General features: G+C 36.1%; 18 protein-coding genes and 1 pseudogene. 4 read left to right on the forward strand and 15 right to left on the reverse strand.

Annotated features, from left to right (window positions below; all coding sequences use genetic code 11):
* Nucleotides 1–17 precede the first annotated feature (17 nt).
* Both H5J24_RS14780 and H5J24_RS14785 read right to left on the reverse strand, forming a co-directional pair.
* Complete coding sequence (locus tag H5J24_RS14780) at nucleotides 18–824, reverse strand: AraC family transcriptional regulator (protein ID WP_232815626.1); 807 nt, start codon at nucleotides 822–824, stop codon at nucleotides 18–20.
* Nucleotides 825–1,004: 180 nt separating this feature from the next.
* The gene (locus H5J24_RS14785; RefSeq protein ID WP_232815627.1) at nucleotides 1,005–3,680 is read right to left on the reverse strand and encodes a reprolysin-like metallopeptidase; all 2,676 of its coding nucleotides are present in this window, start codon (nucleotides 3,678–3,680) and stop codon (nucleotides 1,005–1,007) included.
* A gap of 178 nt (nucleotides 3,681–3,858) precedes the next feature.
* On the opposite strand from H5J24_RS14785, the gene H5J24_RS14790 reads away from it, so the two are divergent.
* From H5J24_RS14790 to H5J24_RS14800, 3 genes are all read left to right on the forward strand, one after another.
* Entirely contained in the window at nucleotides 3,859–4,203 is a 345-nt protein-coding gene (locus H5J24_RS14790; RefSeq protein ID WP_068942337.1) for a MerR family transcriptional regulator, read from the forward strand.
* A gap of 179 nt (nucleotides 4,204–4,382) precedes the next feature.
* Nucleotides 4,383–5,291 carry a ComEA family DNA-binding protein gene (locus H5J24_RS14795; protein ID WP_232815628.1) on the forward strand — a complete coding sequence of 303 codons (909 nt, stop codon included), beginning with the start codon at nucleotides 4,383–4,385 and terminating at the stop codon, nucleotides 5,289–5,291.
* A gap of 32 nt (nucleotides 5,292–5,323) precedes the next feature.
* Nucleotides 5,324–5,626: a hypothetical protein gene (locus tag H5J24_RS14800; RefSeq protein ID WP_232815629.1), complete on the forward strand. Its 303-nt coding sequence runs from the start codon at nucleotides 5,324–5,326 to the stop codon at nucleotides 5,624–5,626.
* A gap of 92 nt (nucleotides 5,627–5,718) precedes the next feature.
* Here H5J24_RS14800 and H5J24_RS14805 read toward each other — a convergent pair whose 3' ends face one another.
* The 6 genes from H5J24_RS14805 to H5J24_RS14830 all read right to left on the reverse strand — a co-directional run bounded on the left by H5J24_RS14805 (nucleotide 5,719) and on the right by H5J24_RS14830 (nucleotide 10,691).
* Nucleotides 5,719–6,942 (reverse strand): YncE family protein, encoded by a 1,224-nt coding sequence (locus H5J24_RS14805; RefSeq protein WP_068942335.1) that lies wholly within the window; start codon nucleotides 6,940–6,942, stop codon nucleotides 5,719–5,721.
* Nucleotides 6,943–7,109: 167 nt separating this feature from the next.
* The gene (rluF, locus tag H5J24_RS14810; RefSeq protein ID WP_068942332.1) at nucleotides 7,110–7,832 is read right to left on the reverse strand and encodes a 23S rRNA pseudouridine(2604) synthase RluF; all 723 of its coding nucleotides are present in this window, start codon (nucleotides 7,830–7,832) and stop codon (nucleotides 7,110–7,112) included.
* 26 nt (nucleotides 7,833–7,858) lie between these two features.
* Nucleotides 7,859–8,557 (reverse strand): tRNA pseudouridine(55) synthase TruB, encoded by a 699-nt coding sequence (truB, locus tag H5J24_RS14815; RefSeq protein WP_068942330.1) that lies wholly within the window; start codon nucleotides 8,555–8,557, stop codon nucleotides 7,859–7,861.
* A gap of 21 nt (nucleotides 8,558–8,578) precedes the next feature.
* Nucleotides 8,579–9,397, reverse strand: a complete 819-nt coding sequence (locus H5J24_RS14820; RefSeq protein WP_068942328.1) for an undecaprenyl-diphosphate phosphatase — start codon at nucleotides 9,395–9,397, stop codon at nucleotides 8,579–8,581.
* Nucleotides 9,398–9,492: 95 nt separating this feature from the next.
* Nucleotides 9,493–9,789, reverse strand: a complete 297-nt coding sequence (locus tag H5J24_RS14825; RefSeq protein ID WP_068942326.1) for a DUF3098 domain-containing protein — start codon at nucleotides 9,787–9,789, stop codon at nucleotides 9,493–9,495.
* A gap of 2 nt (nucleotides 9,790–9,791) precedes the next feature.
* Nucleotides 9,792–10,691 carry a cell division protein FtsX gene (locus tag H5J24_RS14830; protein ID WP_068942324.1) on the reverse strand — a complete coding sequence of 300 codons (900 nt, stop codon included), beginning with the start codon at nucleotides 10,689–10,691 and terminating at the stop codon, nucleotides 9,792–9,794.
* 92 nt (nucleotides 10,692–10,783) lie between these two features.
* Between H5J24_RS14830 and rsmA the strand changes: the two are divergent.
* Nucleotides 10,784–11,555, forward strand: a pseudogene (gene rsmA / locus H5J24_RS14835) (16S rRNA (adenine(1518)-N(6)/adenine(1519)-N(6))-dimethyltransferase RsmA).
* Nucleotides 11,556–11,643: 88 nt separating this feature from the next.
* Here the strand turns inward: rsmA and H5J24_RS14840 are convergent.
* From H5J24_RS14840 to H5J24_RS14870, 7 genes are all read right to left on the reverse strand, one after another.
* A complete protein-coding gene (locus H5J24_RS14840; RefSeq protein WP_068942320.1) occupies nucleotides 11,644–14,001 on the reverse strand; it encodes a choice-of-anchor L domain-containing protein in 2,358 nt (785 codons plus the stop codon).
* A gap of 272 nt (nucleotides 14,002–14,273) precedes the next feature.
* Nucleotides 14,274–17,663, reverse strand: a complete 3,390-nt coding sequence (locus tag H5J24_RS14845) for a choice-of-anchor L domain-containing protein (protein ID WP_232815630.1) — start codon at nucleotides 17,661–17,663, stop codon at nucleotides 14,274–14,276.
* A gap of 362 nt (nucleotides 17,664–18,025) precedes the next feature.
* Entirely contained in the window at nucleotides 18,026–19,723 is a 1,698-nt protein-coding gene (locus H5J24_RS25665; protein ID WP_283250723.1) for a T9SS type B sorting domain-containing protein, read from the reverse strand.
* Between the two features lie 46 nt (nucleotides 19,724–19,769).
* Complete coding sequence (locus tag H5J24_RS14855) at nucleotides 19,770–20,390, reverse strand: choice-of-anchor L domain-containing protein (RefSeq protein WP_283250724.1); 621 nt, start codon at nucleotides 20,388–20,390, stop codon at nucleotides 19,770–19,772.
* Nucleotides 20,391–20,712: 322 nt separating this feature from the next.
* Nucleotides 20,713–21,267 (reverse strand): DUF1003 domain-containing protein, encoded by a 555-nt coding sequence (locus H5J24_RS14860; protein WP_068942314.1) that lies wholly within the window; start codon nucleotides 21,265–21,267, stop codon nucleotides 20,713–20,715.
* 12 nt (nucleotides 21,268–21,279) lie between these two features.
* Entirely contained in the window at nucleotides 21,280–22,050 is a 771-nt protein-coding gene (locus H5J24_RS14865; protein ID WP_068942313.1) for a TIGR02757 family protein, read from the reverse strand.
* Between the two features lie 5 nt (nucleotides 22,051–22,055).
* The gene (locus H5J24_RS14870; RefSeq protein WP_068945024.1) at nucleotides 22,056–22,970 is read right to left on the reverse strand and encodes a ribonuclease Z; all 915 of its coding nucleotides are present in this window, start codon (nucleotides 22,968–22,970) and stop codon (nucleotides 22,056–22,058) included.
* Nucleotides 22,971–22,985: the final 15 nt, after the last annotated feature.

The following is a 22,985-nucleotide window of genomic DNA, read 5'->3' on the forward strand; positions in this document are numbered from 1 at the left end:
TTGAAAACCAAACCAAATTAGGCCTTATATTTCCTCATAAACTGAGTAGGAGTCATTCCGGAATTTTTCCGGAATACTCTTACAAAGTAAGAATATTCTTCATAGCCTAATCTGAAAGCAATTTCCACGAGATTCTCGTTCAGATACATCAGCATTCTTTTAGCTTCCAGCACCACCCTTTCTGTAATAACTTCTGTAGCCGTTTTCTGCACTACAGCCTGCACAGTTCTGTTAAGATGCTTTGACGAAATACCCAATAAGGAAGCATAATAAGCAATTGATTTGTGCTCTGTAAAATACTGTTCAACAAGGCTTTCGAAATCCTGGTAATGCTTAAAATAGGAAAGCCCGGCAGAAGAGGTCAATGTATCAAAATCCTTTGAAAACAAACGGGTTGAGTTGATAAAAACCTGAGACATCAATGAAAGGATAAGACCATTTTTCATCAGATTATTAGACTGATGATCCCTCTCCAATTCCTGAAAAAGATCAATATTCTTCTTCAACTCTACTGCATCCAACTGTAATTTTCTTGGAAAAGACACAGATCCGAAAAAAGGAAAATTTCTCAGTTTCTGGTTCACATAATGCATTTCATAAAATTCCTGAGAACAAAAGAAAATATATCCATCTATATCTTCTGAAAGTTCCCAGCTGTGAATTTGTCCTGGTGAGAGAAAAAACAAACTCCCTTCTGAAACATCATACCTTTGGAAATCAATTTCATGAATACCGCTTCCTCTGGTAAAAAGAACTGTAGCATAAAAATCATGTCTGTGAGGTTTTTCTATATGCTGATGTCCCACAATCAAATGGTTTTTCATGGTATTAAAATAAAAATCCGAGGGATTTTTACCCTGAAAAAGATCAATATGAAGTACGGAAATAGAATTCATCCTGTAAATAAATGGATGATAAAAGTACTATAAATAAAGCCAAGCCACAAACTCAATATAAAAAAGGACCGACTGCTGCCGATCCTTTTTCATCTTATTTAATGATTACTATTTTATAACCAATTTACTGTTGTATACTCCTTTCGAAGAACTGATGCTGATTACATAAACTCCTTTAGGTACATTAACATTCATTTCTTTGGTATTATTTCCTTCGCTTTGATAAGCTGATGAATGGATTAGTCTTCCGCTTGAATCCAATAAAGTAACTTTCACTTCCCCTTTTATATTCTGAGATTTGATGAAGAAATTCCCATCACTTGGATTAGGATATACTTTAATATCATCCGCTAATGCAGAAGAAGATATTTCTTTGGTCGCTAAAGTTCCTGTCTGGCGGGTACATACCTGAAGGGTCCATCCATTAATCGTTCCCTCATCACCAGTAAAGTTATCAGATGCAAATAATTTCCATTGGCCCTGTGCGGGATGCCCAACAAAAATTCCTAATGTTTCGTTAGACTTTACTTCTCCTTGAATTGGAGTTGTGCATGTAGCTGCTGCTCCTTCATCACTGAAAGTAGCTAAAATATTACCTTGAGAGCCACATTGTCTGTTCCAAAAAAGAGCAGATGTACCCATTGGACCTTCTATTCCTAATGACAGATCTTTTACATAAGGGTGTGTAATAGAAGGAGTAACTTTAATCTTGGTAATAATTCCTGTATTATTAATCATTAAAGGGACTGAAACCATAGGTGATGCAATCGCTGCATTTCCACCAGGACCATCCGTAATTGCTACCGGACCTCCGCTATAAGTATAGGTTGTACAAGTTTCTCCTGTCACAGCATAGTCAATTACAAAGCTAGGACTTACTGCATAATAAATATTATCAACGGCTTCTACCATAATAAACGCATTAGCTGAGGTAGAACCTGCAGGAATTGTGATTTGTTCAGTACCATCATTGGGTGTATTGGCCGCGATAATAGTAAAGGTCTGCCCACCATCCTTGGATAGTTTAATATTAACATTTGCAGTATTAATAGGAGCCTGATTGGTATTGGCAACATCCCAGGTTATAGTAAATATACCTCCCGAAGCCAATGATTGCCCAAATAAAGGAGCAGTCACTTTAAAAGGACCTGAAGCTGCATCCACTGTTACAACCACTGCATCTTTATTTGTTTGTGGGTCTAGAGGATTATTGTTTCTAACAATAAGATCAAAATTAAGGTTTCTTCCTACACTGGATACCGTTTCCCATTTTGTAGTTAAAACTCCTGCGAGCACTTTATTAAAATCTGGAAAATATCTGGTGGACGAACTCATAGGTTTCACAGATCTAAAAGTAGGTCCGGAAGGCTTTTCAGCATAAGGAATAGAGTTACTTGCAAATTGGCCTTCAGCCGGATCCATTTGTTCCCATGTGTATGTATATGAAGTATTATTTGCATCCGTTGTTGTTCCTTTTAATACAAAAGCTGTGGATTTAGGTATTTTATAATCTGCTCCTGCATTTACAGAGGGAGCAGCTCCTGTAAAAGGGGTATTAACTCCACATGCAATGCTGTTGATTCTATTTTTTATTTCAGTAACATTGAAAGAATGATAATAAGCATCAGAATTAAACTGTACATCATAACGATTTGTAATTCCGGTATAAGCCATAATCGTTGAACCACTTCCCGGTTCTACTAAAGAGTCTGGATCATTGGATCCGTTTTGGTAACTGTAAGAGTGATTAGCTCCTAATTGATGTCCCATTTCATGAGCGACATAATCTATATCAAAATTATCTCCTTCAGGATAGTTGCTGGCAGTCCATCCTAGGGCTTTTGAAGTATTATCACAGATATCTCCTGGAGCAAAACCGCTTCCATCTTCTTTATCAAAGATATGACCCATATCATAATTTTCGGAGCCTATCTTTGTATCAATATCGCTTTGTACACCTAATATTTCTTCACCTTGTGTAAAAGGATCTGTAGCCGCACTTGTATAAATAATCAAATCATTATTGGCAACCAAATTGAAATGAAGAGATAAATCTTTTTCAAAAACACCATTCATACGGGTAAGGCTTGCGTTCATTGCAGCCAATACTGCTGTTTTTTTTTGAGCTTCTGTAGCGGTAACAGGAAGACCAGCTCCGGTTATATGATACTCTGCATATTCATGGGTACAAGCAATAGCCAGTCTGAAAGTATTAAACCCTGCCGTTTTTTTATTTACAGCATTGTTTTTTTTTTCAATATGATCACCCATAGCTTTATCCATTGTAGAACATTCAAAAGGTTCTTTATCCTGTCCTCTTCTTGCATTGGAGTCAAATACAGCATATACTGTTCTGTCTTCGGTGTAAGGTTCTATAAATTCTGATATTCCGGAACGGGTCATCATGGAAGAAAACCCGGCTGGTGATAAACTGAATCGTAGATACACACTGGGATCTTCTAATGCCGTTCCCACATAGGATTTAATATCAGGATATTTTGCCTGTAACTCTGGTGCCATATTGGAATATTCCCAGACCTGAAATTTCTCTATCTTTCCTTGAGCAGTAGGAAGAGAGATGACCACTCCTTTTTGACTTGAAAAACGAGCTGGTGCATTTTTTAACAATTGATGAAGTTGATTGGCATCAAGTGAATAAAGTCCTGAAAATTCAAGTTTTTCTTGAGATTTTTTAACTTTTTGAGCCCTAAGCTCTGTTTTTTTCCACTGTGAAAATCCCAGGAAAGGAATCATCAGTGCGATAATAAAGAAATAATGTTTCATATCATTATAGGTTTTTGTGTTTCACTAAGTTATAAAAAAAAACATTTGTTTTTTATTTTTTTCACAATAGTATGATATTTTCTTACTATTAAAAATCCAAGGTAATAACAGGACTTTGCAAGATATATTTGGATGAAAGTTTAAAAAATTTTTATCTTTGAAGTTTAGGAGTTGTAAAATGAAAATAAATTTACCTGACAAACTGTATTATTCTATAGGAGAAGTTGCTAAAGCATTTGACGTAAACACTTCATTAATACGTTATTGGGAACAGGAATTTCCTATCATTAAACCTAAAAAGAATAAAAAAGGAAACCGTTACTTTACTCCTGAGGACATCAAGAACCTGCAGATGATCTATCACCTGGTAAAAGAAAAGGGATATACACTTGATGGAGCTCGTGTTGCATTAACAACCAATAGTAAAATTTCAGAAACAATTACGATTATTGACCGTCTTGAATTTGTAAAAGCCGAGCTTTTAAAACTGAAAGAATCTTTGGGAGATAAGGATACTGAATAATCTCTTCAGTTTTATTTAAATAGTTCTACACAAAGGGATATAAAACCTTAATTTTTAAAAAATTATAACTTTTTATATTCTAAAATCAACCATTTCAATCTCCGCTATTGCCATGCATGGTTTTTATCAATATGTTTATACACATGATGAGAAAAAACTATTACCAAAAACTGGCTTTTATGGTCATTTTACTGACCATTCTATTAATCTTCCAGCAATATACAAGCAGGAATAAGGAACCTTTTCCTGAGATAAAGTTTATTGCCACTCCTTCAGGTACAACTAATCTAACAGATTTTGATCCGAATATTTTAAGTCCGGCACAGTGGCAGATGCTCGGCTTTTCTGAAAAACAGGTCTCTACAATTCTTAAATATAAAGACATTGTAGGCGGAAGTTTTACTTCAAAAGAACAGCTGAAAAAATGCTATGCCATTTCTGATGAAAAATTTGAAGATCTGAAACCTTTTATTATGCTACCTGAAGTATCTGAAAAGAATACTGCCAAAAATGTTAGCTTTGATAAGAAAGAAATCAGGATTTCCGGAAAATTCAACCCTGATGTAAAAACAGCTCGCGACTGGACCCAAATGGGATTCAGTGAAAAACAGTCTGAAGCAATTATAAAGTATAAAAATTACCTTGGCGGAAGTTTTATCAGCAAAGAAAAATTTAAAGAATGTTTTATCATTTCCTCGGAAAATTACAACAAGCTGGAGCCTTATTTAGTATTACCTGCCAAAACTCCTGAGAATTTTAAGACGTTCAGAACCGGATATCCGGAAAAAATAAAAGTACAATACCGTACATTCGATCCTAACCGTTTGGATATTAAAGGATGGATGACACTTGGTTTTTCAGAGAAACAGGCTCAGACTATTGTCAATTACCGCGACCGAAATCTTAAGGGCAGTTTTAAAGCAATTGCTGACATTCAAGAATGTTTTGTTATTTCTGCAGATAAATTTCAAGAGATGAAGCCTTTTATCAAAATCAGTCCCGAGATTATAAAAAAGAAGAGAAGCAACAGGAAAAAACGGATTTTTCAAAAACAGATCTCAATAGCATTACTTTCAAGCAGCTTATAGAATTTGGACTGGACGAAAAAAGTGCCGGCTCTATGATTGGTTTCAGGAAAAAACTGAGAGGTTTCGTCAATAAGCAACAGGTTCTGGACACTTATAATATTGATAAAGAACTGGTTCAGAAATTAATATCTATTGCTCCATTGGATACTTCCAGTGTTCCCAAATATACATTAGCAGATGCTCCTGAAGAATGGCTGAAAGATCACCCCTATTTTAAATATTCTGCAGATAAGATTATCTTCTACCGGATCACCTATCCTGATGACAAGAAGATCTGGAAGTTTTTGAAATTAAAACCTGAATATGAAGAAAGGATGAAGCTATATTTAAAATAATAAAAACATTTACCTATGAATTTAATATGGAACTATCCAAAATAATATTTTCTATTTTGGATAGTTTCTTCGATAAAAGACTATTTTAAATTTTAGTGATGCATATAATTGCTTGGTCCATTGGTTCCTTCAATGGATTCAGGGAGAATTCCATATTTGGAGCGTAAATTAACGGTTCCCAGGGTTTTTCCGGTCTCAATTTCAATGACACTAATGGTTCCTGAATTGATATTAGGGAGATCCAGCAGGTTATTTTGTACAGCTACTACTTCTTTTCCTTTTTTCGTTTTAAAGAAAACCATATGATGGGCACCTTTATCTGCGGTAAGGGTTTTTAAAAGTTTAAGCTGAGGAAGATTGCTGATGTCAAAAACAAGAACTTTTCCCGGATCTGCAAAACTCACATAGAGCCTGTTATTATCATCAATGTACATTTCCAGAGTCCAGCCAAGACCTTGTGTACTTCCGTCAAATATTTTAGTAAAAGCATCGTATTTCTTGGTTGCAGCATTGTATGGTGCTATCCATATATCTCCTCCAAGCATTGTTGTAGCAAGAGCATATTGTGGAAATTTACCACGAAGCAGTAAAACTTCAACAGGACTTGATAAATCCGTTGGTGAATCTGCAACCTGATAAGTTTCTTTTAATTCGTAAGTGTTGAGATCTAATAAAGTACAGGTATTCCCAAAACCGCTGGTAAGATCCGGATGAATGGTTGAAGTAACCATCATAAGCCCTTTTTCTTCATTAACAGAGATACCGTGTGGATACATGATAAATTTATTGGGATTATCTTGAATTGGAGCTTTAATGGTTTTAATAAGCTGATTGGTATTAGCATTAAAAACACCTATACTGCCATCTTTTGGTCCTCCTGCTCCTCCCATAAAGGTCATAAAAAATCTTCCATCATTCGTAAAGAATATATTTTCACCCACTGTATTCTCTCCTGTATCAATAGGTGTTGCGCCAACTAATATGGGCTGACCGTTTTTATCTTTTGCCGTTTTTACCTGATAGAGATAGCTTCCTCCCAACGCCGTTGAATACAATTTGTTGGCGCTCTGGTTGTAATAAAGATGATGAGGCAAAACACCAACCCCTAACTCAAGTTTGCTGCTTATATTTCCAAAATTGGGAGCTTCAGGGTCTAGTTCTATCACGGCAATTCCATCTGGTTGTCCATTCAGACTTCTATAGTCAATATAAAATGCTGTATCGTGTGGAATCTCTGAATGATTATCATCCTGACAATGAGAAAATATCATCAGAATACCGATAAATAAGGGAACTTGATTAAATTTTAATTTCATGATTTTCAGTTATTTAATTATTTACATTATAAATATAACATAATTTATAATAAAAACTGAAAATATTACACCAATATGTGAATATTAATAAAAACACTCACTTATAAAAAAAAAGCAAGCAGGGAAAAATTCTCTACTTGCCATTTTAGTTTATTATAAAATATTATTTAATCGATTGTTTTGCTTGAATCTGTTAGCAGATCATTTAATGCATTAAGCTCATCCTCAGTAAGGTCTCTCCATTTCCCAATTGGGAGATCAAGTTTGATATTCATGATACGAATTCTTTTCAACTTTTTTACTTCGTAGCCCAGGTATTCACACATTCTGCGGATCTGTCTGTTAAGTCCCTGAGTAAGAATAATCCTGAAATTCATTTCATCAATCTTCTCTACTTCACATTTTTTAGTAACGGTATCCAAGATAGGAACTCCGTTTCTCATTTTTTCAAGAAATCTTGGAGTGAGCGGTTTATCTACGCGTACCAGATACTCTTTTTCGTGGTTATTTCTTGCGCGAAGAATTTTATTTACAATATCACCATCACTGGTTAAAAGAATAAGCCCTTCACTAGGTTTATCAAGTCTTCCAATTGGAAAAATTCTTTTGGGATGATTGATATAGTCTACAATATTGTTCTTTTCACGTTTGGTATCTGTAGTACATACAATTCCTACAGGCTTATTGAAAGCAATATAAACCGGTTTTTCCTGTGGTTCTCTAATAGGTTTCCCATCTACTTCTACCAAGTCTTCATCAGAAACTTTGGTTCCCAATTCAGGAATTTTACCGTTAATCTTAATTCTTCCTTCTTCTAACAGCTTATCTGCTGCTCTTCTTGAACAGTAACCTACTTCCGATAGATATTTGTTGATACGTGTCTTTTCCATGAGTAATTTCCGTAACCGGAATCATTTTATTCGCCTTGAAATCTAAAATCATTATTTAAAAACTGATCTGTAGCATCCTCGATTTTATAATCTCCGATCTTTGTTCTCCTCAATTGAGTCAAATAAGCTCCTACTCCCAATTCTTGCCCTATATCATGAGCAAGGCTTCTGATGTAGGTTCCTTTTGAACATCCAACGGTGAAACTTACCAAAGGAAAATCAATTTTTATATCATTGAGATAATGAATCGTAGTTTTTCTTGATTTCATTTCTACTTCCTCTCCTGCTCTGGCCAGATTGTAGGCTCTTTCACCATCAATTTTTATAGCAGAGTAAACAGGTGGTTTCTGTTCAATTTCTCCTACGAATTTCTCCAAGGCTTCTTTTACCTGCTCTTCTGTAATATGCGAAATATCCTGATGAAGGATTTCCGGTTTTTCAGTATCGTAAGATTCAGTTTGTACTCCTATTTTGATTTCTGTCCAATACTCTTTAGGAGCATCCTGAATTTCAGGAATTTTCTTGGTGAATTTTCCGCAGCAAACAATCAGAAGCCCGGTCGCCCTTGGATCAAGAGTTCCCGCATGTCCGATTTTAAATTTTTTAGGAAGATCAAACTCCCTTTTAAGTTTATATTTCATTTTATTGACAGCCTGGAAGGAAGTCCAGTCCAAAGGCTTATCCAATAAAAATATGTATCCTGATTTCAGTTCTTCCGCCGTCATGAATGGATATGTAAATATTTTTTATTTAAAGAAATAAAAATAGATTAGTAAAGCAACTCCTACGAAAATACGATACCATCCCCAAGGTTTGAAACCATATTTATTAAGTACTCCAATGAATGCTTTAATAGCAATAAGAGCCACAATAAATGCCACCACATTTCCAATTACAAAAATCATAATGTGATCCTGTGAAGCCATAATCATTTCATATCCTTTCTGAGGGTTAGGAGTTTCTTTTCCCCATGTTTTTACAAAGACAGAATATACCGTTACCGCCAACATGGTAGGCACTGCAAGGAAGAAAGAGAATTCAGCGGCAGCTTTTCTGGTAAGTCCCTGCGCCATCCCTCCAATAATAGAAGCGGCACTACGGCTGGTTCCCGGCATCATTGCGAGACACTGCCAGAATCCTATGGTTACGGCATTTCTTATTGTAATTCCCTTTTCATCGGCAATTTTAGGGTTTTTAAACCATTTATCGGCAAATAATAGAACAACTCCACCCAAAACCAATACTGAAGAAATAGCGATCTGATTTCCCAGAACAGCTTCAATTTTATCATCAAATAAATATCCCAATACCAGTGCAGGAACTACGGCAAAGCCCAGTTTAAAATAAAACTGAATATTTTTCAAATCGAAAAACTTTTTCCAATAGGCTACTACTACCGATAAGATAGCTCCAAACTGAATGGATACCTGAAACATTTTTAAAAATTCATCCTCCGGCATTCCCAATAGATTGGCAGTGAATCCCATGTGTGCGGTAGAAGAAATAGGAAGATACTCCGTTAATCCTTCTACAATGGCAATAATAATTGCTTTGATTAAATCCATATTCTTTTATAAAATTAAAAGATTAAGAGATTGAGATATTTAAAGTAAAATACTCTAAATGTCTTAATCTCTTAATCTCAAAATATAAATTTTATTTATTTTCTTTTTAAAATAGCGTACACTTCTATGACAAAACCTATCACAACAAATAATGGAGCAATTCTGATCCTTCTGATGGAAAAGATATCGTCATTCCATGAATTAGGATCAAACTTACCGTCTACTGTATTGGCATCAGGTCCCATCATCAAAAGAAATCCAACCACAATAAATGCCAGTCCGATCAGCATCCATTTAAAGTTTTGCTTTCCGAAGTAGAATGCGTTTTCTTGTGGTACTTCTGCTTCACTTCCGAAGTCTGAAGCAGAAAATTTATTTGTTTTTTTGCTCATTGTTAAGAGTAATATAAGTCGTCAACGTTTGATTTTAAGAATCTCCATGTTGCAAAAATAGTACTTAATACGGAAATAAAGATTCCTACACCCAATACTAAAATTACCAACCAGAAATACTGATTATTATCCTGTACAAAAGCTGATCCGATCTGGTTTGTGAAATAATACCAGACTCCTCCTAAAGCAAGAAGACCAATAACAGAACCAATAGCACCTAAAACAACAGCTTCAATAATAAAAGGCTTAAGAATAAATCTTCTTTTTGCCCCTACCAGCTGCATTGTTTTGATAATAAATCTTTTGGAGAAAATTTTCAGACGGATGGAGTTGTTGATTAACACTACAGCCAATACTAAGAACAGCAATGAAAATCCGAAAATCCATTTTAGAATTCTGCTTAGGTTATTATAAACATCTACCATCAAGGTACTGTCATTCTTCACATCAATGATGCCCGGAACTGATTTTATGACTTTGATTGCTTCATCAATTTTCGCAGGATCTACATATTCAGGTTTTAAAGCAATTTCAATAGATGACGGGAAGATATTTTCTTCAAACAACGCATCACTATCAATCCCCATACTCTTCTTAGCTTCCGTGGCAGCCATGCTTCTTGAAATATAGGTTGCTTTTTTTACAGGAGCTAACGTCTGTACCTTTTTAAAAGTTTCTTCCTCTAGTTTTGCAATTTTTACAGAATCTTTAGCGTCATAGTTTTCATCAAAGTAGGCATTCACCACCAACTGCTCTTTGATATAGTCAGAATACTTCTGGGCATTAATTAAAATAAGCCCCATTAATCCTAACAAAAATAACACTAAGGCAATACTTATCACTACTGTAATATTGCTGGACCGAAGCCTTTTCTTATTAAACTCATCTACAGATTTAGCCATTAATATTAAAATTTTTGGCTAAAATAGAAAAAATCTTCCGAAATTTGGGAACGAAAAAGAGAAAATCACTGTTAATAAAATCATAAAAAACATTGAGTGTAAAAGCAAAAAAGCATCTTGGTCAACACTTTTTGACGGATGAAAACATCGCAAGAAAAATTGTAGAAGGTCTTAGTTTTGAGAACTATAACAACATCATGGAAGTAGGTCCCGGAATGGGAGTTCTTACCAAATATCTTCTTGAAAAAGATCAGAATATTTATCTTGCCGAAATTGATACGGAATCTATAGAATATCTGAAAAACAACTATTCTAAGGTTACGGAAAATACTTTTGTAGGAGATTTCCTGAAACAGGACTTTAATTTTATCAAAAATGAGCAGATTGCCATTATTGGGAACTTCCCGTATAATATTTCATCTCAGATATTATTCCAGATCGTTGATCATTATGAGATGATTCCTGAAATGGTAGGTATGTTCCAGAAAGAGGTAGCTGAAAGGACTGCTGCAGTTCCAAGAACTAAAGATTATGGTATTCTGTCTGTTCTTATTCAGGCTTATTATGATGTATCCTATATGTTTACGGTACATGAAAATGTATTTAATCCACCTCCGAAGGTAAAATCAGGTGTTATCCGCCTTACAAGAAACCCAAAAGAAGGTTTAGCCGGCAATGAAGTTCTTTTTAAGCAGATTGTAAAGACAGGCTTCAATCAAAGGAGAAAAAAAGCTGTCTAATGCTCTAAAAGCCTTAAATATTCCTGAAGCCTTAAAAGGTCATGAGTTTTTAGATAAAAGAGCGGAAGAGCTCAGCGTATCTGATTTCATCCACTTCGCCAATCTTTGGAAAGAAAACCAATAAGATATTAAGAAAGCTCCTTTGAGGAGCTTTTTATTATTCTGTATAAAAAGAAAGCCTTTCACATGAAAGGCTTTACTTAGTTATTTTATTATTCTCTGTTCTTCAACATAATCCAGCCGGACCAGCTCATTTGAGTTTTAGATTTCGGATATTCGTAAGTAAACTTATACCAATAGGTTGCAGAAGGTAATCTCTTACCAACCAATGTACCATCCCAAGTTGGAGTTTCTTTAGTAAACCTGAACATCTCTACTCCATATCTGTCATAGACAGAACCTGTAAAGTTTTTAAATTGTCCCAGAGACTTCAGATCCAACACATCATTGACTCCATCATTATTAGGCGTAATAAAATTATTGATCTGTAATGTAAAGAAGTCAAAAGTTCCTATACAGTGAGTTCCTACTCTTCTTACCAAAATAGTATAGTTCGTATTATCTAAAAGCCCTGAAAACACATTAGAATCCTGCCATGTAATTCCTTCATCAATAGAATATTCAAGACTGCTTGGGATATTATTCATCGGAGGATTTACGGCAGTAATTGTCAGTGTTTTTTTAGATGTTTGATAATCTACTCCGGTTACATAAGGAATGGCTGCTCCCAATACTTTAGCCGAGAAGATTTGTTTACAGAATCCATTATCAATTTCAACAGTATAGATCCCCCATTTCTCCACCTCTATTTTTTGAGTGGTGGCTCCTGTACTCCATTTGTATTTATATTTAGGTCCGGCTCCAGCATCCAGGGTTACACGGTCTCCATCACACATTTCAACGTCTGCCAGTGGGCTTTTAATTTCAGGGACCACCTCAATTCTTATGGTTGCAGGGTTAAGAGATTTACATCCTTTTGCGCCTATTGCGTATACCGTAAATACAGTGGTCTGATGCAGGGTAACGGTTTGCATATTGCCTGTCCCAGGGAAATTGCTCCAAAGATAAGTATCTCCTCCCTCAGCTGTAAGTGTTACACTTTCTCCCGGACATATTTGTATTGCTGATGTTTTAAGTTTAGCAACAGGTGTCTCTTCTTTAAATAATTTTAATTCAACTATTTTTCTACAAAACCCTCCATTTGAAACAACTACATGTAAAATCTGGCCATCAGTCCCATCATAGTTCAGAATATTTTGGATATAATTATTATTTTCCGCTAATGCATCAGCCTGATTTTCATAAAATTTAAATATGGCTCCCGGAGTTGTACTAATAGTAGGCTTAATTGTACTTAAATCAAAAGTAGTAATATCCGGCGTACTACAAAGCAACAATGTGGCATCGTGTGCTTCAGGGGTGAATCCACCATGAATTTCTATAGAAGCTTTACCCGGACATGGATTTCCAGGAACGCTTACTTCAATGGTATAAGTCCCAGGCTGTGTAGCAGTCACAACATTGGTGGTCGCATTGGGAATCAAAGTTCCGTTATAATACCATTGGTATAATAAGTTTGGATCATTTACAGATGCGGTAAGTACCTGAGGTACGTTATCACAGACATTAATATCACTAGGTAATTTGGTTCCACCAGGACCTAAAAGATCTACTCCTATATTGAAAGATCCTCCTTCCAAAAATACTGCAGAATCGAAACCATGGTCAAGATAATCTGCAATCACCATTTTAAAATGGTACTCCTGTCCAGCTACTACATCAGCAACTGCCGTAAGCGGTACCGTTCTTCCATTAAAATTGGTTACAACACTAGGATTATTATACCCTCCGAAATACTGTTCGTTAACCGCTCCGCAAGTGGTTCCGATTGCCGGGTGGATATTGGTGATACTTACTGGTCCGGCTCCTCCAGGCAACACAGCCATATTCGTATAAGGGCCGCCTGCAGTAGGTTTCAATAATATAATAAACGCATCTGCATATTTACAAGGATAAGTACCTGTATATTCTTCAGATGCAATTAAATAATTAAATTTGATTTGAGAAGTGGTAGGTACAAAGTCAAACTCCAAAAGTACCGCATCATTTAAATCATCTGCTGGTACTCCAATAACCTGTGCCAGATCAGAATCTGTTCCGCCTCCATTGACATCACTATTACTGGCTTCAAAACTATTCCCTGCTTTTCTTGCATATCCTGTAGAAAGTACAATCCCATCTTTAAACGGAAAATTAGTTGTTGCCTTATGAAAGTATCCCCAAGCTCTGTCAGCTTCTCCTACAGCATGATTTGGAGTAATTTTCACGTTGGTTACATTAGGAGTAACGCAAGTATTGGTCCCAGATGAAATTAAAACATCTTTCACTAATTTTTCTATCGTAAAATTAGATTCCGGATATCCGGGAGCATTCACATCAATAAAGGCTCCTGCTTTTTTAGACTGGGCGCTTGCCTGGCTTTTTATGATAGGTCTGGGTTGATGATTTTGAGAAAACGAAAAATTCGAGATAAATAAAAATAATAAACAAATCGGTAGGTATCTTATCATAATATTTTTGTTTCAACAAATTTAATTTTTTTAAATATACAATACACATATTTATATTTTTTATAAAAAAACTATAACATTTTAACCAACAATATACATTTACCAGTAATTAAAATGTTTTTAATAAAATGATAATACAAATTCAAAATACAATTTATAAAATTCTCTCTTACTCAATAATATTTCAAAAACACCCACAACATAAAAGATTATAAACAACAAAACTCTTCAGAAATGAAGAGTTTTGTTGTTTACTTTATATTTAAATAATTTTAATTTCTATTTTTTAGCAAAATCCAGCCTGAGCGTTGTTCCAATTTCTTGTTTGCCGGATTCTCCCACTGAACTCTATACCAATAGGTCCCTGTAGGTAAATTAATTCCTTTTAAAGACCCGCGCCATACAACATCTCCTTTTGATGCTTTAAAGACTTCCGCTCCATATCTATCGAAAATAGAAGCTGCAAAATCTTTATATCCACTGATACCGCTAAAGTCTATTGTATCATTTATTCCATCCATATTAGGAGTAATAGCATTACTAAGTACAAACGTGAAATAATCTATAGAGGTTCCACATTTAGCATTCTTTACTCTGACCATTAAATGATACATGGTGTTCTCCATAACCCCATTGAATACATTGGATTCCTGCCAGGTTACTCCATTATTGATAGAATATTCCAAAGCACCTCCTGTTGGATTACTTGCCGTAAGTGTCAAAATATCCTTATTATATACAACATTGGTAATTTCAGGAAGATCAGGATTAATAAGCTGTGCTGTAAATACTTTAGAACACACTCCATTACTAATGGTCACAGAATAAGTTCCTGCAATTTTTGTAGTAATAGTCTGTGTTGTAGCTCCAGTACTCCACAAATAGGTATAATTAAGCCCTGGCCCTGCATCAAGAATTCCATCATCACCTGCACATACATATACATTTTCCAATGTTGAAACAATAGCAGGAACTACTTCAATTTTTATCTTAGCCGGAGCAAGGGAGCTGCATCCGTTACCTCCCAATGCAAATACAGAATACTCTGTAGTAACTGTAGGGGTCACTACCTGTGTATCCCCGTTTCCGGTAAGACCTACCCAATTATAAGTTACTCCTCCTGTAGCAGTAAGAGTAACAGACTCACCAGCACATATTTTCACTTTATCCGCGGAAACACCTGCTATTGGAGGCCCTACTAACACAGTAACAGTTGCTGGTGTAGCAGAAGCACATCCATTTGCTCCTATAGCTGTTACGGTATACACGGTAGTACTTGTTGGAGATACCGTCTGGGTATTTCCGGTTCCTGTAAGCCCATTCCCCCAAACATAGGTAACCCCGCCAGAGGCCGTCAGAGTTACTGACTCTCCTTCACATATACGAGGTTCGGATGACACAAGTCCTGCTACCGGTTTCACTGTATCCTGAGCTACCGTTACCGTTGCAGTATATGAACACTGCAGATTTCCGGGCTGAAATACATTGGTAACAGTTAATGTGTATGTACCCCCTGCATTTACTACAGGGGTAAGAGTATTACCTCCTGAAACAATAGTTCCACCAACTGTAGTCCATACAATAGTAGAACCTGCTGGGATTACCGATGCCGAGGCATTAAGTGTAATCTGAGGAGTTGTACAGGTAATAGTCTGTGGGGCTGCAATGGTTAAAGTTATTTCTGCTGTTCTCAACAATTGCAGAGACACTACATAAGTACATCCTCCATTGCTTACTCTTACATATACCGTCTGATTGGCTGAAATAGGGGTATAGGAAGTAGGGGCTGCAATAAAACTAGCATTACCAGCATTAGCATCAGCCTGATTTACGTAATAGGTAAATGTAACTCCCGCAGCTGTAGTAATCTGCCCTTCTGATTCTTTAAGATTATAGGTTAATCCTGGTTGATAACACTTATGAAGAATGGCATCTTTAGCTGTAAATGGCTCTGATACCTCAATAGTGATTGTAGCCGGTGTAGCAGAAGCACATCCGTTAGCACCAATAGCAGTAACAGAATAGGTGGTAGTCACAGTAGGGGAAACTGTTTGTGTATTTCCGTTTCCTGGAAGTCCACCTCCCCAATTGTAAGTTGCTCCTCCTGAAGCGGTCAATATTATTGACTCTCCTTTACAAATTTTTAATTTAGGAGCTGTAAGAGACGGGTTAGGCGGTGCACTATTTCCTGTCACCGTTACTGTTGCAACTGTTGTACAAGTAGTATTTCCAGGTTGATATACTTGTGATATTGTTAATGTATATGTTCCAGGTGCATTGATTATAGGATTTAAAGTCGTTCCTCCTGAAACAATATTTCCTCCGGTGGTAGTCCAATTAAATGTTGCTCCTGTTGGATACACTGAAGCAGAAGCATCTAGTGTAATTTGAGAGTTAGCACAAGTCAATACCGAAGGAGGTACAATAGATGCCGTCATTTGTGGGGCCTTCACCAGTGTCAGCTCAGCCACTTTAGCACAGAAGCCGTTACTCACTCTCACATATACTATACCTCCTGCACTTTGATGAGCTGCCGGATTAGGAATGGTATTGGCATTTCCAGCATTTGCATCTGCCAACGTGGTATAATAAGCAAAAGTGGCTCCTGCTGTTGTACTTATTGCAGGCTGCGCAACAGGTAAATTAAATGTAGCATTTCCAGTAACATAACAGGCTGTTAATGTAGCATTCTGCACCGTAGGTGAAGTTCCACCCACTACAGTGATTGTTGCTTCTCCGGGACACGAACTTCCTTGTATATATACCTTAACACTATATACACCCGGTTGTGTTGCCGTATAGCTGGCATTAGTTGCCCCCGAAATAGGGCTATTATTTAAAAACCACTGATAGGTTACATTAGGAACCTGAACAGAAGCTGTAAAAGTCTGAGGTGTATTATCACACATATTCACGGAGCTCGGCAGCTTCACACCACCAGGCCCAAGAATGCTTACTCCTAAATCAAATGATCCAGCATCTAAGAATACGGCTGAATCATAATTAGGATCTTGAAAATCAGCCAGCACCATTTTAAAATGATAAGTCTGCCCAGGGATTACCGTTGCCTTTGCTGTTAAAGGAATGGTACGCCCATTAAAATTGGTTTCTATCTGAGCCGTGTTTGTTCCGCCATAATAAATCTCGTTTTTAGGTCCGCAATTAGGATATGCCGGACGAATGTTCGTTACACTTACAGGCCCTGCTCCCCCTGGAAGCACCGCCATATTGGTATAAGTAGGATCTCCTGCTTTCTTCAATAATAAAGCAAAACCGTCTGTGATATTACACGGAAAATTATCCTGATATTCTTTCGAAGCAAATAAATAGTTGAAAGTTATTTCAGAAGAAACGGCAATAAAATCAAATTCTATATAAGTCGCATTAGCCAGCTTGTCATTAGGTATATTCAAAGCAGCAGCCAAATCGCTGTCTCCTCCTGTTCCCAAATCATCATTGAGATCACCTATAAAAGTATTTCCCGCATTTTTAGCAAATCCGGTAGAAAGGATAACTCCTTTACTGAATGGAAAGTTTGTAGTTCCTTTATTAAAGTATCCCCAGCTTCGGTTTTGATTTGTGGGTGGTAAATTCGGGTATACTACCACATTGCTTACGTTATTACTGGCACATCCTCCGCCTGATATAAGAACATCTTTCACCAACTGAGTAATACTGTAAGAAGACTCAGGATAATTAGAAGTATTTATATTTATAAAAGTACCAGCTTTTGCCGCTGCACCGGTATTTTTTGAGAGGGTGCTTTTTTTACCACTCTATTCTGGGCAAAAATAAAGCTTCCTATAAAAACAAAAAATAACACTAAAAATAAACTTCCTTTCCTCCTATTTAACATTTTATATTATTTTAAACAAAAATACTATTTTTTTTGATTGAAATTCAATTTAACATTATTTACATTATTACTAATTCAAACTTATTAATCGTAGAATATCAACTTTATTTATTTTAATATCATAAAAAAAGACTGACAAAATAGCCAGTCTTTCAATTATGATTTTAATTATTCTATATTCTTAAGAAGGATCCAACCTGTTTTCACTGTTGGTAATTTGCTCGCAGGATCTTCAAAAGTAACCTGGTACCAATATGATGAAGATGGTAATCGTTTCCCCTGGAAGTAACCATCCCAATAAGGTCTAAATCTCTCAGCTTTGAAAACTTCTTTTCCGTAGCGGTCATAGATACTGCCACTAAAGCCTTTATACCCTACAATTCCTCTGAAATCAATAATATCATTGATATTATCTCCATTTGGGGTAATTATATTTTTCATCACAAAAGTAAAATACTCAAGGAATCCTACACAACTTGTATTCTTCACCCTCACACGAATAGAAATTATTTCGTTTTTAGGCACGTTTGTAAATGTATTGGAAGCCTGCCATGTAAGTCCATTATCTACAGAATATTCCAACACCCCGTTACTAGGATTGCTTGCTGTAAGAATCATGGTTCCTCTATCGTTATAATTAACCTTGATAATTTCAGGAACAACAGCCTTAATAACCTGTGTTTTAAATTCTTTAGAACAAACTCCATTCTTGATTGTTACCGTATATTCTCCAGGTTTATTAACTGAAATAGTCTGCGTAGTCTCACCGGTACTCCATTCATAAGTATATGAAGGACCTGAACCTGCATCTAAAGTGATTCTGTCCCCTTCACAAATATGCCCGCCTTTCAATGTAGAAACAATAGCAGGTACTACTTCTACAGTAACTTCTGCCGGAACCAGAGACTTACATCCTTGTGCACCGATGGCATATACAGAATAGGTTGTTGTTTTAGTTGGAGTCACAGTTCTTGTTCCGTCTGTTACAGAAGCTGTATCTTTCCATTGATATGTTACTCCACCGGTCGCTGTCATCAATACAGACTCTCCCAAACATATTTTCAGTTTTGCTACATTAAGACCGGCAGTAGGTGTTGCTTCCTTATTCAAAGTCAAAGTAGCAATCCTGCTGCAAAATCCTCCGTTAGTAACAAGAACGTGTAAAACATCCCCATCATTTCCGGTATAACTGGTCGTATTTTTAATATTATTATTATTTTGAGCCTGTGCATCAGAAAGCTTAGTATAAAAACTAACTACAGCACCTGGTGTAGTCGTAATCATAGGTTTTGCAGCGTCTAAATTAAAAGTAGTCACCGTAGGTGTTGTACAAAGCTTAAGGACAGCATCCTGTACCGTAGGACTTGTTCCTCCTATAACGGTAATTTTAGCTTCTCCCGGACACTGGCTTCCTGGCACCATTACTTTTATGGAATATACTCCCGGTTCAGTGGCAACATACGCAACATTAGTTGCTCCTGGAATTACAACACCATCTTTGTACCATTGAAAGGTCATCCCCGGAACCAGCTCCAGCTGTGCTTTTAATGTCTTAGGTGCATTATCACACATATTAATAGTAGATGGCAGGTTTGCCCCGGTTTCATCTACAATTTTAACTCCAATATCAAATGATCCTCCCTCCAGGAAAACAGCAGAATCTAAGCTATGATCTTTAGCATCTGCTATAACCATTTTGAAATGATAAGTTTCTCCAGGAATTACTGTCGCAATAGCTGTCAAAGGGATAGTTCTCCCTGCATAATTGATTCCCAGGTGTGGCATATTAATCCCTCCAAAATAAGCTTCATTGATAGGTCCGCAAGAAAATCCTGGTCCACTAGGAACAATATTTGTAGCACTCACAGGGCCGGCATTCCCAGGTAATACTGCTAAGTTCGTATAAGTAGGATCACCTACTTTTTTTCAGTAAAAGGGCAAAAGCATCTGAGAAACCTGTACATGGATATCCACCGGAATATTCTTCAGAAGCGAATATATAATTAAATCTTACCTGAGTAGAATTAGGAACGAAATCAAATTCAAGTGCGACTGCATCTTTCAATTCTACAGTAGCATTAGTAGCCGCCACAAGATCAGGATCACTCCCTGCACCAGCCGGTTCTTTACTCATATCACTATTAAAAGCATTCCCTGCATCTTTTGCATAGCCGGTAGTGAGTACAATCCCATCCTTAAAAGGAAAATTGGCTGTTCCTCTGTTAAAATACCCCCAAAATCTATTGGTGTCAAATATTGTATGGTTAGGAGATACTGTAACATTGGAAATATTTGCCGTTGTACAGGTACTTCCCCCATTAATCAGGATGTCTTTTACCAACTGTTCCGGAAAAAAACCTGTAGCAGGATATGGCGGAACATTTACATCTATAAAGTTCCCTGCTTTTGCACTTGCTCCAGTAGGTTTTATTTTCGTCTGCTTTCTATCAGGACTCACCTGTGAGAATGCAGAAGTAGAAGTCAGTAAAAACGTTAAAAGAAAAAAGTAGTGTTTAAATCTATAATACAACATTTTTATTTGATTTTGTTCAAATGTAGCAAAAATAACGATATCAAATCAGCATTTCAAACACTTATTCTTCACTTTTCCACAAAAATCAATAATAAATACATTTTATTTTTAAACTAATTGCAAATAATAAGAAATTCGAGCATAAAAAAACAGATCAATGCATCTTGACCTGTCTTTATACTATTTGGAATTTTATACTACTTTTTTACATAGCTGTCATTAGCTATGCCGAAATACCATTCATTAACCGAAAGGAGATCATCTTCGATGATGACAATCAATTTCAAATTGTATATACTTTTTTACTTTTTTCAAAGATTATTTATTCTTCTTTTTTTAATTGATCAATCTCGTCTTTTAACTGAGCAATAATATCCTTCAACGCTTTAATTTCGTTTTTGTTTGAACTTACATTGCTTTTTAGTATGACATTTTTGGCCTTTTCATTGTGATCTTCATCATCTTCCTCTTCATTGATTTCCTCAATGTCTTCCTGGATATCTTCGATATCTTCATTAATTTCCTCGATATCCTCACTAATCTCTTCGATGTCCTCACTGATTTCTTCAATATCTTCCTGAATGTCTTCAATATCTTCACTGATCTCTTCGATATCTTCCTGAATATCTTCAATCTTTTCGTGACTTTTATTCACAGACATCTGAATGAATATAGCAAGATAAATAGCTTCCAGCGAAAGGACCGTAGTCAGGATCAGAAGCATCTTATCAAAGTCAACAATATTCAGCATGGGAAGCAAAAACGAAGTAACAAACAACAGAGTATGTACAATCAAAGACTGAATAGATCCTATCCATGAGGTAATACTGTCTGCTATTCTCTCAAGAACTTCTGTTTTTTCATTATATTTTTTCATCTTTTATTTTTTTTACAACAGTTCTTTCGTTACTCCTAATCCAAACAGGGCAAAGTCATATTTTGCAGGATCTTCAGCATCAAATTTTCTGATGGTTATATCCAATTCTTCCACTGTTTTCCAGTCATTCTGCGTTCTTTCCAGCAATCCCAATTTTCTTGAAATATTTCCGGTATGCACATCTAAAGGGATAGACAGGTATTTCTGATCAATATCTTTCCAGATTCCAAAGTCTACTCCGCGTTTATCTTTACGTATCATCCATCTCAGAAACATAATGATTCTTTTGGCTGAAGAATTCTTGTAAGGTGAACTGATATGTTTATGAGTCCTATGTTTTTCCGTCTCCAGAAAACCGCTTCTGAAACGTTCTATTGCATGCTGAAAATTGGTTTCAGTTTTTTTTACTTTAAACAAGGCTTCCAGGCTTTCATTTTCTTTATAAATTCTGTTGAACTGCTTAATAAAATAAGAAAAATCTTCTCCATTAAATGTTCTGTGAATACTTTTATCCTGAATATCTTTCAAATCTTTTTCGGAATAATTCATCACAAAATCATAGGGTGAATTTCCCATAATATCCAGCATCTTATTGGCAGAATTAATGATTGATTTTCTGTTCCCCCAGGAAATAGTTGCTGCCAGAAATCCCGCAATTTCAATATCTTGTTTTAATGAGAAACGATGCGGAATCTGTATCGGGTCATTTTCTATAAAATCAGGAGCGTTATATTGATCTGCTTTTTCATCCAGAAAGCTTCTAAGCTCTTCAAACTTCAACATATTTTTTAAATTTTTACACTTTCCAGAGCTTTTGGAAGGAAGGAATTAGGGAAAATGTTTCTGGCTTCATCGGTAAATACAGTCAAATCTGCATATCGGTTAGAGAAATGTCCTAAAATCAACTTTCCAACCTGTGCTTTTTGTGCAATGGTTGCTGCCTCTAACGCAGTAGTATGTCCGGTATAATCGGCCATTTCCTTAAGATCATGCAGGAAAGTAGATTCATGATATAAAACCGTTGCATTCTTAATGATGGAAATTACGCTTTCAAGATAGCGCGTATCACTGCAAAATGCATAAGACACTGATGGAACCGGATCAACAGTCAACACTTCGTTTTTTAGAACATAACCATCACTTAGTACGAAATCTTTTCCTGCTTTTATGTTGTGATAGTCACAGCTTTCAATTTCACTGTACTTTGCAATTTCCTTCATATTCAAATGCCTGTCTTTTGGTTTTTCTTTAAAAAGATAACCATTACAGTAGATTCTGTGATCCAGAGGAATTGTATACACTTCTACCCTATTGTCTTCATAGATTTTTTCGGAATAATCTTTATCCAATTCATGATACACCACCTCAAAACCCCGGTGTGTTTCTGTAATCTGAAAAATAGTTTCCAGCATCTTTTTGATTCCTTTCGGACCATAGACATGCAATGGGTTTTCTCTTCCTAAAAGGCGAAAAGAGGCAATAAGACCAGGAAGCCCAAAACAATGGTCTCCATGAAGATGAGAAATAAAAATATGGTTGATTTTTGAAAATCTGGCTTTTGCTTTTCTCAGCTGCACCTGTGTTCCTTCTCCACAATCGATCAGGAAGAGCCTTTCTTCCATTTCCAGCAGCTGGGCCGTGGGTGAGGTATTGATAGTCGGAATTGCTGAATTAAAACCTAATATTGTTAAATAAGTACTCAAATCAATAGTTTCTTG

This window comes from Chryseobacterium capnotolerans, from assembly GCF_021278965.1.
Lineage (GTDB): Bacteria > Bacteroidota > Bacteroidia > Flavobacteriales > Weeksellaceae > Chryseobacterium > Chryseobacterium capnotolerans.

What these genes read in the sequence shown, in the direction of transcription:
- H5J24_RS14780 (WP_232815626.1), bottom strand. Translation starts at nt 824, where the DNA reads ATGAAAAACCATTTGATTGTGGGACATCAGCATATAGAAAAACCTCAC.
- H5J24_RS14785 (WP_232815627.1), bottom strand. Translation starts at nt 3,680, where the DNA reads ATGAAACATTATTTCTTTATTATCGCACTGATGATTCCTTTCCTGGGA.
- H5J24_RS14790 (WP_068942337.1), top strand. Translation starts at nt 3,859, where the DNA reads ATGAAAATAAATTTACCTGACAAACTGTATTATTCTATAGGAGAAGTT.
- H5J24_RS14795 (WP_232815628.1), top strand. Translation starts at nt 4,383, where the DNA reads ATGGTCATTTTACTGACCATTCTATTAATCTTCCAGCAATATACAAGC.
- H5J24_RS14800 (WP_232815629.1), top strand. Translation starts at nt 5,324, where the DNA reads ATGATTGGTTTCAGGAAAAAACTGAGAGGTTTCGTCAATAAGCAACAG.
- H5J24_RS14805 (WP_068942335.1), bottom strand. Translation starts at nt 6,942, where the DNA reads ATGAAATTAAAATTTAATCAAGTTCCCTTATTTATCGGTATTCTGATG.
- rluF (WP_068942332.1), bottom strand. Translation starts at nt 7,832, where the DNA reads ATGGAAAAGACACGTATCAACAAATATCTATCGGAAGTAGGTTACTGT.
- truB (WP_068942330.1), bottom strand. Translation starts at nt 8,557, where the DNA reads ATGACGGCGGAAGAACTGAAATCAGGATACATATTTTTATTGGATAAG.
- H5J24_RS14820 (WP_068942328.1), bottom strand. Translation starts at nt 9,397, where the DNA reads ATGGATTTAATCAAAGCAATTATTATTGCCATTGTAGAAGGATTAACG.
- H5J24_RS14825 (WP_068942326.1), bottom strand. Translation starts at nt 9,789, where the DNA reads ATGAGCAAAAAAACAAATAAATTTTCTGCTTCAGACTTCGGAAGTGAA.
- H5J24_RS14830 (WP_068942324.1), bottom strand. Translation starts at nt 10,691, where the DNA reads ATGGCTAAATCTGTAGATGAGTTTAATAAGAAAAGGCTTCGGTCCAGC.
- H5J24_RS14840 (WP_068942320.1), bottom strand. Translation starts at nt 14,001, where the DNA reads ATGATAAGATACCTACCGATTTGTTTATTATTTTTATTTATCTCGAAT.
- H5J24_RS14855 (WP_283250724.1), bottom strand. Translation starts at nt 20,390, where the DNA reads ATGTTGTATTATAGATTTAAACACTACTTTTTTCTTTTAACGTTTTTA.
- H5J24_RS14860 (WP_068942314.1), bottom strand. Translation starts at nt 21,267, where the DNA reads ATGAAAAAATATAATGAAAAAACAGAAGTTCTTGAGAGAATAGCAGAC.
- H5J24_RS14865 (WP_068942313.1), bottom strand. Translation starts at nt 22,050, where the DNA reads ATGTTGAAGTTTGAAGAGCTTAGAAGCTTTCTGGATGAAAAAGCAGAT.